Origin of the sequence: Brevibacillus sp. AY1, from assembly GCF_029870785.1 — a bacterium.
GTDB classification, from domain to species: Bacteria; Bacillota; Bacilli; order Brevibacillales; family Brevibacillaceae; genus Brevibacillus; species Brevibacillus invocatus.
The window spans coordinates 1-18,905 of record NZ_JAFLPN010000015.1; the positions used below are offsets into that span (position 1 = coordinate 1).

An 18,905-nucleotide genomic window follows, 5' to 3' on the forward strand; every position below is an offset into this window, starting at 1 on the left:
GGGGAGGTACTCCTTTTTCTATGCTCAAAAAACCTTGAGCCCGTAGGGCTCTAATTTATGAAATTGATTCAATTTTATAAATAATCCACTTTGCCATTTGCTTGTCATGATAATCCACGTCAAAGGTAATAAACTTGGTCTTGAATACACCGCCGAATGTTCCTACAGTAAACTCACCATTTAGATGATTTTCCAAATGCCAATCAGTCAACGGCTTTGTTTTCTTGCCATTCCTGGCATCTCCTGCTTGGCATGTTATGTATTGTTTTGGATATTGAATCAAGTATTTCTTGCGTTGGATTATGTATAAATCGTTTAACTGTTTAATTGTATCCGTCAATGTCTCATCTCCCAATCGTTTTATTGAAACGTGAAAAACGCAGCTAACTGCTACGCTTGTTTTTGCTGCTGTTTAAGTTGTCTATACTCGGTTAATGCCTTGGATAATTCTTCTGTTTGTTCAAATAGCCAAAAACGCGAACCATTTCTCGGCTGAATGGCTTCTGTAATGAAGGAAATCCCTTTGATGTGTTTCAAATAGCTTGCTACTGAACCGTTGTAGCAGAAAAAGTAATCTTTCATTTTTGAATCCTCCTGTAAAATAATGAAGGGACGTACCGTAGCACATCCCCATTGAAAAAACTATTAAATTAACTTCTCAGTAAATGACACATGATCTTGTGATGTCAAAGCAAATGAAAATATCTTATCCATGTCATACGTCTTTTTACCAACGATATCTTCACCTTTGCGCTTATATGCTCTAACATGTTGAAATTCATCCTTAGGCAAAGATATATCGAAGTCAAAAAAACCTTGCAGCTCGGCAAGGTTAATGTTGGTTTGAAGCTTTCCATTTCCATTGATTCTAATTTTCCCATGCAGATTATACGCATAGATGACTTTATACATCTCATCCATAGTATGACGATTAAGTACGTCAATTAATTCTTCAAAACCTAGTTCTCTCAGATAATGATTATGTATGTAATTGAATCGTTTACTATAATGGCCTTTAAAAGCAACATCCACCGCAAGTAATATTGCTTTACCACGGTCTGATTGTGGAAGCGGTATGTCATAGTAAGACCAAATTTGAAGTAATGTTGAACCAGCATATTTATTACCATACTGTCCCCGATGATTCTTTTTAATGTTATTGATGTTTGCTGATTGCGGATTAAAGTAGTCGCTTGCGTGCATCATTGTTAAATGATTATCCCAACATTTGTGTTTGACCAATGCCATATCTACGCCAATTGGCTCTTTGCAATTGGTTAAATTAATGCCGTACATATCGTTAAAATCATAAAACCAGTTGATGTTGTATCCTTTGATAGCTTTAAGCAGGGAACAACCAAGCAAAGTATCAATATCATCACCAAGAACGGTATCAAACTTCCCAAACTCTTGATCAGCGCACCAAATTGGATACTTTTGTTTCAATTCTTGTTTCATCTACATGGTTGTGAAAGAAAACCTTCACTTCCATATGTGTACCTGACTATCAATTATGTACTCTTAAAATTGCTTTTTGACAATTTTCTACAACGGACTATCTATGTAAATCTTTATTTCCTCCCATAATAAAAACCCTAGTGTCCTGATATATCCAGTACACTAGGGAAGCGTCATGTTTTATCTTCCACAACATTCACCTCCGATTTATTTTTGTATGACTCAATGAAATACTTATATTTCTCTAATTTATATGGCGATAGTTCACATGTGTTACATTCCCATCTGGACAATAAACTCTGTGAGCAGCCAATGTAATTAGCAATTTGGATTAAACGAATACGTTTTTGTTTACGTTTAAGCATCCAATACTCTCTCTCTGTCATTATCGTTTTCCTCCCGATAAATATGTTTAAATGAAAAGAGGATAGAGCCAATAAGCCCTATCCCCACGTATGTATGAAATTATGCTTTAAGCGTGTACACGGCAACGGCCTTCTTAGAAGCAACTTTCAAAGTGCTTTCTGCAACAACATGGCCTCTAGTTGAATCGCCTACCTTACTCAATGGCTCGAATTGGGCTTCACGCAAGAAAGCAAGGGACAAGTAATTAGGATCAAATACTGTAAGTTTGTCAGCACTCGCATGACGGGAAAGAATCAGATTCAAATTACCGTAGTTAGTTCGAATAGTATCAACAATTAGACCAAAAACATTTTGTTGTGCTACATAAGAGTAAGAATCTTTATACAAAGCATCAATCTGTTCTTTCATATCAGCATTGACCAATCCAAAATATTCACCCGTTGGCAGACCTTGATCCCAGAGTTTCTTTACTGTTGCTTTTACTTCTGCTTCTGTAATTTTACCAATAGTCGCACCAGTAATCAGGTTAGCAGGATCAGCCCAACCTTCAAGACCTTGCATTTTCCGAACGAATGGAGTAGCGGAACCGTCATTTTTCACACCTTTTGTAACGGCTTTCTCCATGTTGACTTTAAGTTCAATCAGACGGTCAGCAACTTCGGCAGAGAAAATATTACCTTGACCAGTTACGGAAATAGCATTAGCAGTACCAGAAATGCTAACACCTTTTTCAAAAATCTCCAAAACGTTAGATAGTTCTGCCCGACCGGATTGATAAAAGGTTACGTTCTCGTTACCTTCTGGAACGCTAATGTCAGCAGTTTGGTCAAGTGTGCGCTCTCTCCAAGTTTGTACAGTCCCATTGGCTTTTTCTGTACGTCCTTTAGACATAAGCAGAGATACCAAAGGCGTATCCTGTACACCGATTTTAGTAATTTCTTTCGCCAAACTAATAGATTCAGTTGCAGTAAGATTGTTGGATTTAAACATTTAAAACCATCTCCTATGTTATATTTTTGAAATAATAAAAATAGCCACTTAATGAATGACTACTTGAATAAACTTGCTAATTTAGTTTCAATCATACCGACAACATTATTGCTTTTCTCATGTTGGCTGTATTTATCAGTAGATTTATGATCGCTCGGTTTATATGAGTTATCAATATTCATGTCGTTGATGATTGACTTGAATTTATTGACCTTTGCAGTTAGTTCATCGGAATCATTGGCATTAAAAAACTCGGCAAATGCGTCAAGTCCCTCTGATTTAAGTGTCAGTGTGACTTCCTTTTGCCAGAGATCGGCTTGCTTGGCTTCAAGTGCCTTTTCAGCATCGGACTTCTCCGCTGGCTTATACTTTGTCAATTCTGTTTGAATCGGATTTAGTTCATTTTCAATCCATTCATTCTTAGCAGTAGCCAACATCTCATTAACCTGTTCTTGCGTAAAAATCTGATTCTCTTCCATTGAAACATCTCCTTATGTTTTCGTTAATGCGGTTACTTGTTTTTCTAAACCTTCAATTGCCTGAACAATTCTGTCCTGTGCCTGGTTTTGCTTGTCGATTTGTTCGAGCAATCTTGTTTCCCTATGCTTGGACTCTTTACGAGTATCTAGGAAGAGCCAGACGAACAGAACGGCAAAGATGCCCTGAGAAACAATCATTTCAATAGGTAAGCCGTTCCCATCCAAAATTAGATCACCTCCTTTACAGGGTTAAAAAATTTTAATATCAAGGCAAAATAAAAAGAGAAAGATCGGAAATGACCTTTCTCTCGATAAAACTAGAATTTGATTAGGTTTATGATCCGTATACTTAAATGACCATGTATATACCCTTCTACTTATATATACTGATCACTGTCCGGGAAATGCTGCAACATTTTATTATACTCAAATAACTGCTTTTTGCAAATCATACTTCATATATTTATAAACCGATTTTTTGGATCGAGTAATATATTTAACGAGAGATTTATATATGTTATTCGCCAACTTTTCTTTATGTGCGATTGAATTGTGATCAAGTTGATTAGTCATTATTTTATGTATGAGTGCAAATTCTTTTTTCATAAAATCAGATAAAACTGTAAAAATAGATTCCTTTGTTTCCAATTGATTCATATGTAATTGTCGGAAATTATCTTTTTCATCTTTATATGCTTGCTGTAATTCGTCAATAGCAAATTGCCAAATATCAGAGTTTATACCACCATACCTTTGAATTACGTACCACTTTTCCAAGAAATCAATTATCTTTCTCTCAAGAGCAGTAAAACGAATCTCTTGATATTGAAATAAGTTATCCATTTCTCTTTGGATAATTGCTTTGAGTTGATTAAAACGATCCGCATATGTTGATTTCGGTATTCCTAACACTTTTGCAATATCTCTGTATGAGTTCGCATCCATTGGTCGATCTTTTTCATATTCCGCAATCAAACTCAGGTACATATTTAGTAATTTAGGTTTATCCCTTAGAAGATCTTTAATATTTACCACTTCAAGGAATTCACGAATATGGTTCTTTCCAAAACCCTCTGACCAGTCGATAACAGATTTTAGATCGAAATACCAATATTCCTCATCTTCTTTATAATGCTCGTGGTCTTCATGTATGAAACCGTCAAGTAAAACGAATTCTCTTTGGCCCTGATTATCAAATGTTAATTCCTCATCTGGAATGTTTAAATCTATTTTATACTGTCCCTCCAGTTTAAACCAAAGATCATACAGATCATATTGAACACTATTTTTCACGAATTGGAGTAATGCACCATTACTATATTCGCTTCCATCTTCTTTAAGTAATTTTACTTCGTTAAGTGCCTTGATAAAAAACTCAATATAATATTGTTCGCAATCAGTTCTACTCCATTCATCATGACAATAATACTCTCTTTTGAAATTCTTATAGCGATTCATCATTGTTCTAAAATGATGGTTGATGACAGCATCCCTAAACCCTTTGACTGCTCTATATTGATGAATTTGGCGGCTTTTTCGCCATTCATACTTAATTAATTGATCCAAAACATTCGCATCGCCATTTTTGTACGCAACCACATAATCTTTGAAAATTGTCAAACAACATACCTCCGATTAGTTTTATACTTCTCATCTTTGATTTAAACTTCTTCATTCTTCATCACCCTGTTTAAATTATTGTACTAATGACCTGATTAACAATGCTGCTTCTTAACGAGGGTTAACTTTTGAAATAAAAATTGACTTTACTCGAGAAACAAGGTATAATTTATTTATACTCAGTTTGATATAATGGCATCAATATGACCACCTCCGTTTTTGTGATTCAATATGAATATATCATCCCTTCCTCTTCTTTGTAAAGAGTTTTTTTGTTGTTTTTTAAAAATAATACTTATTGTTAGTGATTTCGTACAACGCCTGATTAGGCGTTTTTATTTTGACTATGAAATTGAAGATGGAGCGATAGTTAATGATCAAAACTTTTTTCTTTGAAGTAGAATGGAACGATGCCCTTGAAATAAAAAAAGAACTCAATAAACTGTGGATTCCCTACACTGTTGAGCAAAACGGTAGTAAAGTTATCTTTGCTCTCCCCGACCTTCCAGTTAGGCAATACGGAAAAGTTAGAGAATTTTTTGGTTCAAGCGTATTGGAACATAACCAAAAAGAAGCGGATTGACCGCCCCTTAATAGTAATTATATAAGTTGTGTGCTGTCTACTTCCCATTCGATTTCAAAACTTTGAATCAATGAAGAGTATTCATTTCCACCTAAAGATTCAAGGGTTAAAGTAGTACCCAAGTCCATGTATGCTTCGTTCAGCAGTATATTTGCTGCTTCAAGTGGGCAATATTCGCCAGATTCTATTTTGATTGAAACTTTAATTTCAAATTTAACTGCATCAGGTTTAGAATAATCAAGATCATAGTCATGTACTGTTAATTGATGCATATTGTCAGATGTGTCTTTGATGCTGATTACACTGGGCATGTTTAGGTGCATGGTATCAAGTTCATTTTGCATTTGTTGATTCAATGGATTAAGGATAATTGTCAATCTCCCATAAACGTCCACATTTTGAATGTTATTAAGCATAGTTTTATCCTCCCTAGTTTTTATTCAGCAAGCAGTGATTGTCGTTGGTGTCTTAGTTTCTCGATCTCTCCAATTATTTCCTGTTTACGTTCAATAGAAGCTGTTGAAAATTCTTTGACTAAAGTGATGTGTTTAAACATGATCAACTCCAACTGAGCGTGTAAAGTATCATCTTGCCAAAGGAGTAACAGATTCATGGGCTTGTCCACTCCTTTAAATCTCCAAGGAGTTTAACGGATTGAATTTTTCATTTTGTGAAGCCAAGGCAACGCCCCAAATGGCTAAGTACCGTTGTGTCATGGCGATATTTGAATGTCTAAGCATTTTTTGGAGTGTAAACACGTCACACCCATTCATTAGCATCCTGTGGGCAAATGTGTGCCGAAAAGTATGGGCTGACAGTCGGCAATCAGAAAAGTTCATGATCTCCTTCAATCGTTTAAATACACATTTAACTGCGTTGTCAGTAAGTTTTTTGCCCTCAACGTCAGTAAAAACATACTGTGGAATTTCTCCAAATGTTTGTTCACAGTAAACCCTGTACTCACATAGTTCTTTGATTAATTTTTCAGTAATCGGAATTGAACTTTGTTGACGTTTCTTACCGAAGACGATGATAGTACCGTTCTTTAAATCAACCTCATTCCATGACAGATTGACCATTTCACCTAACCGAACTCCCGTTCCAAGCAGAAATACAATCATGGTGTAGTCCCTATAAGCAAAGAATGATTTTTCACGCTGCTTAAGCCGTCTGTAGTAACCTAGCATTTGTTGGATATGCCGATCCTGAAATACTTCAATCTTTATATCCTCTTTGCCATAACCTATTTTTTTGGCTGGATTTTGCTTTTGTGTAATCACTTCAATTTCTTCAAGATAGTTAAAGAATATCTTTAGGACATGCAACTTACTGTTACGAGTGGTGATATTGTTGTTTCGTTCCTTTTGGCAATACATTAGATAATTCTTAACTGCGTTCGGAGTTACGTGACTTACATCCACGATTTCTTGTTTACCGGAATAATCCTGAAACTCATTAAGGGCTGACATATAGGATTCGATGGTTTTAGGGGATAAATTTTTATACTCCCTATCGTCCTTAAAATCCTTAATCGCAAACTTTAACAACATAAAAAGCACACTCCTTTTCAGATTTTGATTCTGAAAGAAAGTGTGCTTCCTTATAGAAAACGTGTCTAAGTGCGACCACTTAACTTAGAAAGTGTTGTAATCACGCTCAAACCCTTGATATATCAATATATGGTGATCCGGACTGGGTTCGAACCAGCGACCCCCACCCTGTCAAGATGGTGCTCTCCCAACTGAGCTACCGGATCATGTCAATATGTATCTTACTTACCAAACGCCCTCATTACGTTTAATGGTGGGCCCTGTAGGACTCGAACCTACGACCAATCGGTTATGAGCCGACCGCTCTGACCAACTGAGCTAAGGGCCCGAATCGCACCGGACGTCGATCACAAATATTACTATACATGATCGTAAATTCATTTTCAAGAGGAAAAATCGATTTTCTGTAAAATTTTTCACTCCCACCAAAAGCGCAACCCAAAAACCTCCCTCACCCCAACTATCTGCACGCAAGTGCAGCCACCTTCCCTGCCCACCCCCAGCGAAAAAGAGCCATCTTGCAGTTCTCCCATCCAAGCCCCCCGCGAAACTCCCCACGAACGCCTGCATGAAGCCCACTGCAAAATGACTCCCTCACCCTACCATTCAGCACGCAAGTGCTGCCACCATCCTATCTATCCTATCCTACCCTACAACTACCCAACCTGCTCCCCACTATCTTCCTTCTCCTCGACCTTCAACTCCGCCAAAGCCTCTACCCTCGCCGCTTCCGCTTCCTGCTCATCCCGCATCCGATGGGCCATCCGACTGGACGCATTAGCCGCCACGCTAGCCACCAAATCATCCAGGAACGTATGCACCTTCCCATCCTCAGCCAGCTTCGTATCCAGCTTCTTGATAACCCCAATCTTATGCTTATCCAAATGACCGAAGGTCGTCACCGCGATACTCCCGTAAGCAAATACTGACCCAATAGCCAAGGTCTCATCGCAGCCAAACAAGCCTTCGTCCTGCGCGATAATCGTCTGGAGCGGCTCGGACAGCAAGCCTTTCTCCGCCAGTGTATCCAATTCGACGCCAACCAGGATGGCGTGCTGCATTTCCCGCTTTTCCAACACGGCCTTCACGCTGTCAATGCAATGATCCAGCGTAAGCTGTGGATGATAAGGAGCTTGCATCTCGTAGACGATCTCGGCAATATCCTTTAGCGATACGCCCCGCTCCTCTAGGCGCGCGAGCGCAGCGTTGCGAACATCTATACTGTGTACCTGCTTTTTCATGGTTGAGACAACCCCTTCCAAACCATTCTTGTGAAGTCGTTCATTACCATAGTATCATACGGTAGTAAAATTGCGACAAATTTGAACAAAAGGAAAAGAAGCGCATGTGCTGCTAAGCATCCTGACTTCCCCCAAACAACCAGCCCGAAAGGGCAAACGCACATCCAAAAGTATGGAAACGCCCTCTTCTCCTGTATAATATGGACCAGAATACCCCTAAGGAGGGACATCGTTGTGGCTCTTGAGGAAATCGTCGTGCACAGCCGGCATCTGGGAACGCCGGAAACATTGATCGTCTACACACCGGAACGCTACTCTCCGCTCTACTCCTATCCTGTTCTCTATGTGCAGGATGGCGCGGACTATTTGTCCCTAGGCAAATTTGCAACCATATTGGACGAAATGATTCAGCAAAAAGAACTGCCTGATCTCATCGCGGTTTTTCTGCCTGTAGATAAAGAAAAACGTACTTCCCGCTACCATCCGGACGGTGCCGAGCATCTCGCGTACCGCCGCTTCCTGGCAGAAGAGGTCGTCCGCTACATGGACACGCACTACTCGACGCATCCGCTTGGAAATGGACGCACATTGGTAGGCGTATCCCTTGGCGCAGTCGTTTCCTTGTTTACCGCCTTGGCCTACCCGAATACGTTTGGACAGGTAGCCAGCCAGTCCATTGCGATGGATGCTGAGCTGAACAGACGGATTGCCGAGACCCCGATCTCCGTACCGCTCTCCCTCTATATGCAGATTGGTACAGAAGAGACTGCTGTGAAAAGCACGCGTGGCTCGCTTGATCTGGTCACGGCCAACGAAGAGCTGCGTGACATCCTGCAAACAAAAATGGTCACCCTGGCCTTTGAGACCTTTGAGGGTGACCATACTTGGGGCCACTGGCAAACTCATTTACCTCGTATGCTGCGAGCACTTCTGGGGTAAACTTACCGTGGCTGCTGTTCCTCTTGCGGACCTTTTTCCTTTACCGGCGTTACGAGCATCTCTTCGAACTCTACCTTGCGGATGACCGACAAAATCGTGAAGGTAAGCACGGACAGTAGGAGCAAGACTAGAAATATGAATGTGATCATCATGGCTACATGCAACTGCTACGCCACCTCCTTACATTCACAGTCTCCCCTGCTGCCACAGGAATATACGGACCCACGCATAACATTACACAAATGAAGAATTTTCTGTTAAAATTATTTCTTAGTTAGTCTCAATAGAGAGTGAAGGAGGAGTGGTTCTCGATGTTGTACAGTATCGTCGTTTTTCCATCCAGCAAGGTGCAGGAAGTAGCCAATTCATACCGGAAGCGATATGACCCCGCGTATGCGTTGATTCCACCCTATATTCGTTTGAAAGAAGCATTTGATCTCGACGAATCCAGTCTACCCAAGCTGGTTGAGCATCTGGAGCAGGTTGCCTCCTCCACTGATCCTTTTACCGCTAACTTTCACCGGGTATCCAGCTTCCATCCGACCAATAACGTGATTTATTTGGCTCTGCAAAACAAAGAGCCATTTGCCGAGCTGCACCAAAAGATCGTGAAGCAATGTGTCTCCGACAAGGAAACCTACGCATTCGTTCCGCATCTGACCATCGGGCGCGACCTGTCCGACGATGAGCTGCGTGACGTGACCGGACAACTGAGCATGGTGAAGTTCGACCTCACCTCCGAAGTGGATCGCTTCCACCTGATCTATCAGCTGGAGGACGGGATCTGGAGTGTTTACCAGACGTTCCTTCTGAAAAAAAAGTAATCTCCTCATCCATTCACACAAAACGACCCTCCCTGCAAGTGATGCGGGGAGGGATCTTTTGCACGAAAAAAAGGACGTGTCTGCTATGAATCAAACCTACCGCATCCAAACCGTTCAATCCGAACAGGAAATGGCCGATGCCATGTCTGTGCGAAAACTCGTATTTATCGAAGAACAAGAGGTTCCTGCTGATCTCGAAATCGATGAGCATGACCAGGCTGGGAGCGAAACCATCCATTTTGTTGCCTACAAAGATGACGCACCCGTGGGAGCGAGTCGCCTTCGCCCCTATGCGCCAGGTGTTGGCAAAATCGAACGCGTCGCTGTCAACAAGACGGAGCGTGGGACAGGCCTGGGTCGTCAAATCATGCTGGTCATGGAAGAAACAGCCCAGAAGAAAGGCTTCCAAGCCCTGAAGCTAAACGCCCAGACACATGCCCAGCGCTTCTATGAAAAACTGGGATACGAGCCTCATGGCGATGTGTTCGACGAAGCCGGTATTGAGCATATCGCGATGGTAAAAAAACTGGACCCGAGGTAATAGAAAAAGGCACTCTTTTTGCTCTTTCCGAGCGTTAGAGTGCCTTTCATCATTCTCCTATCCCAACCTGCGCTTGTCCGCAAGCTCCCGCATCCGCTCCACTGACTCGACAGCCACTGTATGGGAGCCGAGCATGGCATGAAAGGGCTCCTCGCCACGCCAGCCGTGAAAGTCAGATCCGCCTGTCACGATCAGGTCAAACTCTTCCGCCCACTTGCTGTACGTCTCCCGTTGCGCTGCATCATTATCCGGATGGAACACCTCGATGCCATCCAATCCAAATTCTATCAACTCACGGACAAGCTCATCATCCTCGTAAAGACCGGGGTGTGCGAGTACAGCTACTCCTCCTGCACCCTTGATCATTGTGATGGCTTCCTGCGGAGTGATGCGCGGTGGATTCACATAGGCCGCTCCTCCTTTTCCCAAATACTTCTCGAAGGCTTCCTCGATCGAGCTGACCACTCCCAGCTCCATCATCTCCTCTGCGATGTGCGGCCGTCCGATGTTTTTATCTTTATCTGTGCCTGGCTTTCTGCTGTAAACTTTTTCGAGTGTGATCGGTATACCCAGCTCCTGCAATCGTGCGATTAACAGCTTGTGTCGCTCATGCCGAGTTTCGCGCAGCCCCACTAGCCTTGCCTGAAAAGCCGCGTCTTCATACGGAACAAAATAGCCGAGTACGTGAATATCCTGTCCACGTGCTGACGAACTGACCTCTACCCCGGGAATGACTTCCACCCCCAGCTCGACGGCCGCTTCGAGTGCCGCTGGAATTCCCGCGACCGTATCGTGATCCGTGATCGCCAGCCCAGCAAGTCCTGCTTCCTTGGCCAGACGTACGTTTTCCGCAGGCTCACAAGTGCCGTCTGATGCTTTCGTATGGGTATGTAAATCCATGCGCTTATTCATCGTGATATCCACTCCTTCTTTTCTTTTTCTCAAGTCTGAATACGGATACTGCTACATAGGATGGTAGCAAACCCGATTTACAAAGGTAAAGCCAAGGAGGATGACCATGCGGTTAAAAAACAAAACCCTGACCGGCGTCGTGCAGCCACTCTCCTATGTTGACCAGATGTTGAGGCAGCAGGGCTTTCAACGATCAGGGGGCGACAGTATGCCCACGTATGATGTCGTCATTTATGACTCCGCAAGCAGCAGCAGCTACTTCCTCAGAATCCCCACCAATTTTTCCAGCACCAATACAGGTAAAGGAGAGCTAACTGTCAAATTGGGTCATCCCTATCTCGAAGCAAAGTTCAGCATGAGCATCGACACAGAGGAATTTTTCTTTATCCCGAAGTCCGTCCGCGAAGCAGCCGAACACAAGCTTGCGGAAATTGCCGATTACCTCTCTTCGCCTTCTCCACCATCCTGAAGCATGCCCGTCCTGCTCCACAGCCATTTGTTTGAGACAAATCGATAGGTCACTCTCTGCTCCTTGCTCAGTCCGATCAGGTACCCCATCAAGGCCGTTCGAAACAAAACATAATTGGAAGCGTTTTCGATGTGAATCTCCAACCGATCGCACACCCGTGCCAATGCATCTTCCAGGGTGCATTCCACATCCAGAATTTCTTCAACCAAACGGTAGATGCGCTCATGCCACTCTTTGTTTTTGTTCAGTACATCCTGGACGGAGGTGGTGAAAGCTCCGTGACCCGGCAGGTATCCCCTGTAGCTGGTCTCCATCAGTTTGGCGATGCTGAGTAAAGTCTCATACGCGTCCACCAAAAATGGCAGCTTATGCTTTTCCAATACACCTTCACCCAAATAACTGTCGGCGGCAAAGCAAATCTCGTCACATACCACACCAACCTGCTGCCAGCTATGCCCCGGCAGAGAAAGGATGGAAAGGCTCACACCGTCAATCTCCATTTCACCCTCGACGGGAAGGAGGTGGTCCACCCGAGAAGCTTGGGCAAGGAGAAATTTGTTGCGCAGGGCATCAAGCGGTTCTGCACCCATATTCAGGTAGATTGGCTCCAGAATCGGGTAACGAATGATCGCCTCTTCCAGGGGCGGTGCATACACCTGTGCCGTTGGCCAGCAACCGAGCAAGTAGGCGTTGCCACCAAAATGATCGGCATGGGCGTGTGTTTGAATGACAGCACACAAGGGCTGGGCGATGGCGTCCAGCCCTTTCTTGATTTTTTTCGCGGTTTGCGTATCCAGCCCTGAATCAATCAGGATCGCGCCACTGTGCCCAAGAACAAGTCCGATATTCACATGACCGGGAAAGTATCCGACTCGCTCCGAAATCATAACTGGGGTATTGGTAGACACCTTACGTTCCTCATTTCCTTGTTTTCCTATTTATGTTCTCCATTTTTTCCGTCATCCCTTTCCCATACAAGACTCATCGTGTTTTTTCCTTCGATGCCATGAGGACAACACGCTTCGGCAACCCTGAACCCAATGGTCCAATGACCGTATACGGGGGCAGAGGGCGTCCGAGTCCACTGAACATATGCGTGGTAGCCGCCACCGCTATGATCGTGAACAAGGAAAAAAACGTTCGTTCGAGTCCGATCACCTGTAAAGAAAAGCCGACGATAATCCCGTCAATGGCCAGAATCAGCAGGGCTACAGGCAGCTTGAATCGCCTAGCGAGAAATTGCGCCATCAGATCCGTACCACCGGTATTGGTATTGTAGGCCAGCATTAGTCCGATCCCTGTACCGATCAGACTTCCGCCGATGATCGCCGAACTCGCAGTGGACCAGATATTGTACGGTCTGAGCATCGAAAAAATATCTATAAAAAAGGAAGAGATCAGCATACCGTGGAAGCTGTGAAAAAAAAGACGCCGATCATAGAGGAAGACAATCAAAAAAACCGGGATGCTAACGCCAATCATGACCAGCCCGGCAGGCAGTTGCAGGTAGTACGTCGTTAATAGACCGATACCGATCATGCCCCCGTCCATCAACCGATGAGGGACCAAAAACAGATTGACGCCGATCGCCACTAACAGGCTTCCTGTCAGGATTGCAATCGTCTTTTGCAGCCAGTACATTTCCCCCCACTCCTTGCGACTGACACTCGTACATGTGTATGTAAGGAAAAGTTCGGGTATGTCCAGCTGATTTTTCTGAACTTGAAAACACGTCGGAGTGCTTTGACGCATCGTTTCAGCTGTTGGTATACTGATCTAGGAGTGCTTTGTCAGGAAGAATGTTTTACTCATGTTGCTCGTAGAATGTAAGTACATTCTTGCTTACGGAGGTGAGTTCTCCACGCTTCCCAAGATGGAAGGCTGGAGCTGTGCTTGGAGAGTCCGATAGGGGAAATAACCCTGAATCTGCTGCTTGTCGTGTTCCTTGTTCTGTTGAACGCTTTTTTCGTCGCAGCAGAGTTCTCATTGGTCAAAGTTCGCCAAACACGTCTCACACAACTCGCAAATGAAGGGAACAACATCAGAGCTGAGTATGCGCAAAAAGTGACTCGACAGCTGGATACCTATCTTTCCGCCTGCCAGCTTGGCATTACGATCGCTTCGCTGGGTCTCGGCTGGATTGGTGAACCTGCGATTGCCCACTTCGTGCAGCCCTTGCTCTCATTCCTGCACCTCCCTGCTAATTTAACAGGACCCATCTCTTTGGTCCTCGCTTTTGCCCTGATTACGTTCTTGCACATCGTCTTCGGAGAGCTTGCCCCCAAGTCCATGGCCATTCAAAAGGCTGAAAGCACATCCTTGTGGGTCGCTGCTCCGTTGATGCTTTTCTATACAATCAGTTACCCTGTGATTCGACTACTGAACGGAACAGCCAATCTCCTGTTGCGAAGACTGGGAATCGAACCCGCTGCCGATCACGAACACGGTCATACGGAAGAAGAAATCCGCCTGCTCGTCAACCAGAGCCACAAGAGCGGGCACATCGACCAGACTGAGCTCGCCTTGGTCGACAAGGTCTTTGTCTTTTCCGAGCGCCTTGCCCGGGAAATCATGATTCCGCGCATCGAAATGGTCTGCCTGTACGACGATTTCACCTACGAGGAAAGTCTGCAAGTCATTCGCTCCTATCGCCACTCCCGCTATCCAGTGGCCCATGAAGACAAGGATCGCCTGATTGGCTTCATCCACGCGTCAGACTTTTATCTCGCTGGACTAACTGCAGGTCATGCTAATCTGAAAAGTCTGCTTCGACCATTGCTTGCCATACCAGAATCGATGGAGATCAGCCATGTTCTGCGTCTGATGCAAAGACAACGCACGCAATTGGCCATCGTCATCGACGAATACGGCGGCACCGCAGGCCTCTTGACGATGGAAGACATTCTCGAGGAGCTGGTCGGCGAGATCCGCGATGAATTTGACGAGCATGAACGGCCAGAAATCGAGGTCTGCTCGCCCAATAAACTCTCTGTCTCCGGCAAAACACTTTTGACTCTGTTGAACGAATACATAGACATTGAAGTCATATCCAACGAAGTAGACACCATTGCCGGATGGCTATACAATCAATTGAATGGAGCCGTCGGCGATGGCAGATCGGTCATGTATCATCGCTATTTGTTTACGATAAGTGAATGGCAGCAGCACCGCATCACCCGGGTGCTGATCACGTACGTCGGCGAAGACGAAACAGCGCTCATTCCGGAAAACACGGTGCTGCTGCAAGCCCAGTCCTGACAACAACACATCGTTGGCAAGTGTCTCCTGCCACCAGGAGGCACTTCTTCTTTGATTACTCAACATAAGGAGGTGCACATGGACCTGTCATGATGAAACATGCCCTACTCGACAACCAACCTATCCTGTTGCTGCCCGAGACCTACAACCGCATACCGCACTGGCGCTTTGTCGCCCGACAGGGGAAGGTGACATGTCCTGCCTGTGCCTCACCGCTGACCTTGATCGCAGGGATCAGCTTTGAGCCTTATTTTACACACCGATCGGGGATCGATTGCCCCGCAGAGGACGAGCTGACGGCAGTCGAATGGATGCCTGCCCTGGCTGAGACAGCAGCAACTCTAGCCTTTGATGAACCTGCAGCCGAAGCAGCTGTTCCCTCCCCGTCCAATGATTCTTCGGCAGGAACAGAACAGCCAGAAGATGAAGACACGATGATCGGTTCTTTTCGTATACCCAAAAAACGTACGATAGGAGGAAGCGTCACATCTCCTCCCCCTGCACCCAAGCCCGCGATCTTTCGAAAAAAGCTAACGCCGAAAAAAACGATTCAGCACATCGTGGAGGAGCGTCAAAATACGCCCTTGCATCCCAATCAGGAACGTGCTGTACATACGACGGACGGACCGCTTTTGATTCTAGCCGGAGCTGGCAGTGGAAAGACACGCGTCATGACATCCCGCACCGTCCATTTAATCCAGCAAACAGGGGTAGAACCGCGGCAGATCATGGTCGTTACCTTCACGACGAAAGCGGCAGAGGAGATCCGCCAACGCATCGCCAGAGAACTGCCCGCCAGACAAGCCCGAGAGCTCGTCGCCGGTACTTTTCACAGCATCTTTTACCGAATGCTGCTGCATCATCAGCCTGAGCGCTGGGACCAGCAGCGCCTGTTGAAAAAAGAGTGGCACAAGTGGCGCATGCTCCGGGAAAGCGGCGTTCTGATCGGACATGACGAACTGCTTGCGCTGAAAGAAAATGACATGCTCGAAGCACTCGGAATCATCAGCCGCTGGAAAAACGAGTACATCCTTCCGCAAGAAGCTCTCTATCGGGAAGCGGCCAACGATACGGAGCGGAAAGCGCAGCAGCTTTACCCGCTCTACGAGTCAGCGAAGCAAAAGCTGGGCTGGTTTGACTTTGACGACATGCTGATCGGCTGCTACGAAATGGTCAAGGAAAATCCCGCTCTTTTGCAACGCTACCAGGAACGGATTACGCACATCATGATCGATGAGTTTCAGGATATCAACCGCATCCAGTACGAGATGGTCAAGCTCCTCGCCACACCACATAACAATCTCTGTGTGATCGGCGACGACGATCAGTCCATTTACGGCTTTCGCGGCAGCGACCCGCATTATATTCTCGGCTTCACCAAGGATTATCCACAGGCAAAAACGATTACGCTGGAAGTGAATTACCGCTCCCATACGTCCATCGTCAGCCTCAGCTATTCCCTGATCGGCAACAATCGGTCTCGCTGGGAAAAGGAATGCCGCTCCTTCCATCACGAGGAAGGAGAAACCTATCTTTTTGAAGCAGACGACGAGGAAGAACAGGCTTCGCGCATCGTCGACGAGATTGCCCATCGCCATAAGCAGGGCGTATCGCACGGAGATTGCGCCATCCTGTTTCGTACCAATGAGTCTGCCCGCCCGATCCTGGAGCGGTTGAGTGAGGCTGGCATCGCTTTTCATTACGCCCAGGAGGAGGATTCCTTCTATCAAAGGCAGACTGTCAGGTGGACCATCCATTACCTGCGGCTTGCGATCAACCCGGATGATACGGATGCACTAAAAGAAATCCTGCCCACCCTCTACCTTTCTTCTGAGCTGTGGAATGTAGTGCGCAGTCAGGCAATATTGGAAGACGTACCGATCCTGCATGTCCTCCCACAACTGCCACAGCTGAAGCCTTTCCAACGCAAGCATCTTCAGTTGATTAAGGAAATTCTGGAGGCGTGTCGGCACTCTCCACCTGCACAGGCACTGGAGCTGATCTATGAGGACGGCAAGCTGCGCGATTATTTGAAGAAACGTGCCAAGGAGCGGGAAAATGGCCGGGAACGCTGGAGTGACGAGCTTCAGCAGATCGTCAGCGCTGCCAAACGACATGCGACGATCCCAGACTTTTTACGCTATATCGACCAGATGAGCCAACAGGAAAAAGAGTGGCGTACACAACGGCCACTCCCGGATGAGGCGGTTCACGTTCTCAGTATTCATCGGGCAAAAGGTCTGGAGTACGACCACGTGTTTTTACCCGATCTGGTAGAAGGCGCCCTCCCCCATGAATTTACGTTGGACGAGCTGCGAAAAGGGGGACACGCCGCACTTGAAGAAGAACGCAGACTTCTATACGTGGCGATTACCCGTGCTCGTCTCAGTCTGAGCGTCGGTATCCCCCGCGAGCGCTTCGGGCGCAAGACCCGCCCCTCCCGCTTCATCGCTGAAATGGGACGGTAGGTAATGAAAACCGCTTCCCATGTAGATCATGAACTCTTCCATATTGGAAATAAACGGCAGATACATGAACAAAGGCTCCCTTCCACACACATTTATTTCCTAGTGTGCGTGTGAAGGGAGCCTTTTATACTAGCCGCCGATAATGCTGTAGCCTGCGTCTACATGCAATATCTCACCGGTAATGCCTCTGGACAGATGGCTCATCAGGAACAGGGCTGTATCGCCTACCTCGGATTGATCAATGGTACGGCGCAAAGGTGCTTTTTCTTCGATCTCTTTCAATACCGCATTGAAGTTGCGAATGCCTTTGGCAGCCAGGGTGCGGATCGGACCTGCGGAAATCGCATTGACACGGATATTTTCCTTGCCCAGATCGTTTGCCAGATAGCGTACAGAAGCATCCAGTGCGGCTTTTGCCACACCCATGACATTGTAGTTCTGCACGACACGCTCGCCACCCAGGTAGGTCATGGTCACGATGCTGCCGCCTTCCGTCATCAGTGGACGTGCAGCACGTGCGACCGCTACCAGCGAGAACGCACTGATATCCTGTGCCAGCGCATAGCCGTCACGAGAAGTGTTGACGAATTCGCCTTCCAGCTCTTCCGTTTTGGCGAAAGCAATGCAATGTGCGAGACCGTGGATTACGCCCACCTTTTCCTTGATCACGCCGAATGCTGCTTCCACGTCTTCATCCTTGGTTACATCGCAGTTAACCAGGAGAGATTCTCCGCCCAGCTTCGCTGCCAGCTCAGCTACATTTTCACGTAAACGATCACCTTGATAGGTAAAAATCAGATTAGCTCCTGCATGATGCAAGGACTGAGCGATACCCCAGGCAATGCTGCGGTGGTTGGCTACGCCCATGACGACAATATTTTTTCCCTGTAGCAAATTATTCATTATGTATACGCCCCTTTCCACATACTCCCGCCATTATACCCGATCTCGTCCACAGTTTCGAGAGAGAATGCAGGATCAGGGGCTCACACTCGCTATGATTCGCTATCTCCAGGCTCCAACGAAAGCTCGACGACGTTAAAACCCCAGACGTCGCCAACCGGATTCAGCGATGTCCCAGCAGCGGGAAACTCCTCCGGTATTGGGGCAGCTTCCTGCGTACCCCTCGTCTCTTGATCGTGCTTCATCGCTGCTACAGCTCCTTTTCTATAGAAGACACCTGCTTTTTCCTATAGATTGGCAAGCA

The 18,905-nt window shown here is 45.6% G+C and carries 24 protein-coding genes and 2 tRNA genes; 7 read left to right on the forward strand and 19 right to left on the reverse strand.

The window, feature by feature from the left end:
* Positions 1-55 precede the first annotated feature (55 nt).
* From JZI27_RS13485 to JZI27_RS13515, 7 genes are all read right to left on the reverse strand, one after another.
* Complete coding sequence (locus JZI27_RS13485; protein WP_280207793.1) at positions 56-340, reverse strand: hypothetical protein; 285 nt, start codon at positions 338-340, stop codon at positions 56-58.
* A gap of 50 nt (positions 341-390) precedes the next feature.
* Positions 391-582, reverse strand: coding sequence for a hypothetical protein (locus tag JZI27_RS13490; RefSeq protein ID WP_280207794.1), 192 nt, complete (start codon positions 580-582; stop codon positions 391-393).
* 63 nt (positions 583-645) lie between these two features.
* Positions 646-1,446 (reverse strand): hypothetical protein, encoded by an 801-nt coding sequence (locus JZI27_RS13495; RefSeq protein ID WP_280207795.1) that lies wholly within the window; start codon positions 1,444-1,446, stop codon positions 646-648.
* A 477-nt stretch (positions 1,447-1,923) separates the two neighbouring features.
* Complete coding sequence (locus JZI27_RS13500) at positions 1,924-2,814, reverse strand: SU10 major capsid protein (RefSeq protein WP_280207796.1); 891 nt, start codon at positions 2,812-2,814, stop codon at positions 1,924-1,926.
* A 59-nt stretch (positions 2,815-2,873) separates the two neighbouring features.
* Positions 2,874-3,293 carry a hypothetical protein gene (locus JZI27_RS13505; RefSeq protein WP_280207797.1) on the reverse strand — a complete coding sequence of 140 codons (420 nt, stop codon included), beginning with the start codon at positions 3,291-3,293 and terminating at the stop codon, positions 2,874-2,876.
* Positions 3,294-3,305: 12 nt separating this feature from the next.
* On the reverse strand, positions 3,306-3,518 hold the full coding sequence (locus JZI27_RS13510) for a BhlA/UviB family holin-like peptide (RefSeq protein WP_280207798.1): 213 nt from the start codon (positions 3,516-3,518) through the stop codon (positions 3,306-3,308).
* Positions 3,519-3,719: 201 nt separating this feature from the next.
* Positions 3,720-4,913, reverse strand: coding sequence for a hypothetical protein (locus tag JZI27_RS13515; protein WP_280207799.1), 1,194 nt, complete (start codon positions 4,911-4,913; stop codon positions 3,720-3,722).
* Between the two features lie 373 nt (positions 4,914-5,286).
* Here JZI27_RS13515 and JZI27_RS13520 point away from each other — a divergent pair, with 373 nt between their 5' ends.
* Positions 5,287-5,496, forward strand: a complete 210-nt coding sequence (locus JZI27_RS13520) for a hypothetical protein (protein ID WP_280207800.1) — start codon at positions 5,287-5,289, stop codon at positions 5,494-5,496.
* A gap of 17 nt (positions 5,497-5,513) precedes the next feature.
* On the opposite strand, the gene JZI27_RS13525 is transcribed toward JZI27_RS13520, so the two are convergent.
* The 6 genes from JZI27_RS13525 to JZI27_RS13550 form a co-directional block, all read right to left on the reverse strand.
* Entirely contained in the window at positions 5,514-5,912 is a 399-nt protein-coding gene (locus JZI27_RS13525) for a hypothetical protein (protein ID WP_280207801.1), read from the reverse strand.
* A gap of 20 nt (positions 5,913-5,932) precedes the next feature.
* Complete coding sequence (locus tag JZI27_RS13530; RefSeq protein ID WP_280207802.1) at positions 5,933-6,121, reverse strand: hypothetical protein; 189 nt, start codon at positions 6,119-6,121, stop codon at positions 5,933-5,935.
* Positions 6,122-6,125: 4 nt separating this feature from the next.
* Positions 6,126-7,046, reverse strand: a complete 921-nt coding sequence (locus JZI27_RS13535) for a tyrosine-type recombinase/integrase (protein ID WP_280207803.1) — start codon at positions 7,044-7,046, stop codon at positions 6,126-6,128.
* A gap of 130 nt (positions 7,047-7,176) precedes the next feature.
* A tRNA-Val gene (locus JZI27_RS13540) sits at positions 7,177-7,252 on the reverse strand.
* A 45-nt stretch (positions 7,253-7,297) separates the two neighbouring features.
* Positions 7,298-7,374: transfer RNA gene (locus JZI27_RS13545), tRNA-Ile, on the reverse strand.
* A 328-nt stretch (positions 7,375-7,702) separates the two neighbouring features.
* Positions 7,703-8,287, reverse strand: coding sequence for a phosphatidylglycerophosphatase A family protein (locus JZI27_RS13550; RefSeq protein WP_280207804.1), 585 nt, complete (start codon positions 8,285-8,287; stop codon positions 7,703-7,705).
* Positions 8,288-8,521: 234 nt separating this feature from the next.
* Between JZI27_RS13550 and JZI27_RS13555 the strand changes: the two genes are divergently transcribed.
* Positions 8,522-9,226, forward strand: a complete 705-nt coding sequence (locus JZI27_RS13555; protein WP_280207805.1) for an alpha/beta hydrolase — start codon at positions 8,522-8,524, stop codon at positions 9,224-9,226.
* Between the two features lie 2 nt (positions 9,227-9,228).
* Here the strand turns inward: JZI27_RS13555 and JZI27_RS13560 are convergent, their stop codons facing one another.
* Positions 9,229-9,390 carry a hypothetical protein gene (locus JZI27_RS13560; RefSeq protein ID WP_183185245.1) on the reverse strand — a complete coding sequence of 54 codons (162 nt, stop codon included), beginning with the start codon at positions 9,388-9,390 and terminating at the stop codon, positions 9,229-9,231.
* 147 nt (positions 9,391-9,537) lie between these two features.
* On the opposite strand from JZI27_RS13560, the gene JZI27_RS13565 reads away from it, so the two are divergent.
* Both JZI27_RS13565 and JZI27_RS13570 read left to right on the forward strand, forming a co-directional pair.
* Positions 9,538-10,050, forward strand: coding sequence for a YjcG family protein (locus JZI27_RS13565; RefSeq protein WP_122910852.1), 513 nt, complete (start codon positions 9,538-9,540; stop codon positions 10,048-10,050).
* Positions 10,051-10,135: 85 nt separating this feature from the next.
* Positions 10,136-10,591 (forward strand): GNAT family N-acetyltransferase, encoded by a 456-nt coding sequence (locus JZI27_RS13570; RefSeq protein ID WP_251243862.1) that lies wholly within the window; start codon positions 10,136-10,138, stop codon positions 10,589-10,591.
* Between the two features lie 57 nt (positions 10,592-10,648).
* On the opposite strand, the gene JZI27_RS13575 is transcribed toward JZI27_RS13570, so the two are convergent.
* Positions 10,649-11,503: a PHP domain-containing protein gene (locus tag JZI27_RS13575; protein WP_251243808.1), complete on the reverse strand. Its 855-nt coding sequence runs from the start codon at positions 11,501-11,503 to the stop codon at positions 10,649-10,651.
* 106 nt (positions 11,504-11,609) lie between these two features.
* Here JZI27_RS13575 and JZI27_RS13580 point away from each other — a divergent pair, with 106 nt between their 5' ends.
* Complete coding sequence (locus tag JZI27_RS13580) at positions 11,610-11,972, forward strand: hypothetical protein (RefSeq protein ID WP_280207806.1); 363 nt, start codon at positions 11,610-11,612, stop codon at positions 11,970-11,972.
* Here the strand turns inward: JZI27_RS13580 and JZI27_RS13585 are convergent.
* Together JZI27_RS13585 and JZI27_RS13590 are read right to left on the reverse strand one after the other, a co-directional pair.
* Positions 11,942-12,859, reverse strand: coding sequence for an MBL fold metallo-hydrolase (locus JZI27_RS13585; RefSeq protein ID WP_280207855.1), 918 nt, complete (start codon positions 12,857-12,859; stop codon positions 11,942-11,944). The two genes, JZI27_RS13580 and JZI27_RS13585, sit on opposite strands and share 31 nt — an antisense overlap.
* 94 nt (positions 12,860-12,953) lie before the next feature.
* Positions 12,954-13,613: a YitT family protein gene (locus JZI27_RS13590; protein ID WP_280207807.1), complete on the reverse strand. Its 660-nt coding sequence runs from the start codon at positions 13,611-13,613 to the stop codon at positions 12,954-12,956.
* Between the two features lie 246 nt (positions 13,614-13,859).
* On the opposite strand from JZI27_RS13590, the gene JZI27_RS13595 reads away from it, so the two are divergent.
* Complete coding sequence (locus tag JZI27_RS13595) at positions 13,860-15,230, forward strand: hemolysin family protein (protein WP_280207856.1); 1,371 nt, start codon at positions 13,860-13,862, stop codon at positions 15,228-15,230.
* Positions 15,231-15,322: 92 nt separating this feature from the next.
* Entirely contained in the window at positions 15,323-17,698 is a 2,376-nt protein-coding gene (locus tag JZI27_RS13600; protein WP_280207857.1) for a UvrD-helicase domain-containing protein, read from the forward strand.
* Between the two features lie 129 nt (positions 17,699-17,827).
* Here JZI27_RS13600 and fabI read toward each other — a convergent pair whose 3' ends face one another.
* Positions 17,828-18,601, reverse strand: a complete 774-nt coding sequence (gene fabI / locus JZI27_RS13605) for an enoyl-ACP reductase FabI (protein WP_122910857.1) — start codon at positions 18,599-18,601, stop codon at positions 17,828-17,830.
* A gap of 92 nt (positions 18,602-18,693) precedes the next feature.
* Complete coding sequence (locus JZI27_RS13610; protein ID WP_183185247.1) at positions 18,694-18,846, reverse strand: hypothetical protein; 153 nt, start codon at positions 18,844-18,846, stop codon at positions 18,694-18,696.
* Positions 18,847-18,905 lie beyond the last annotated feature (59 nt).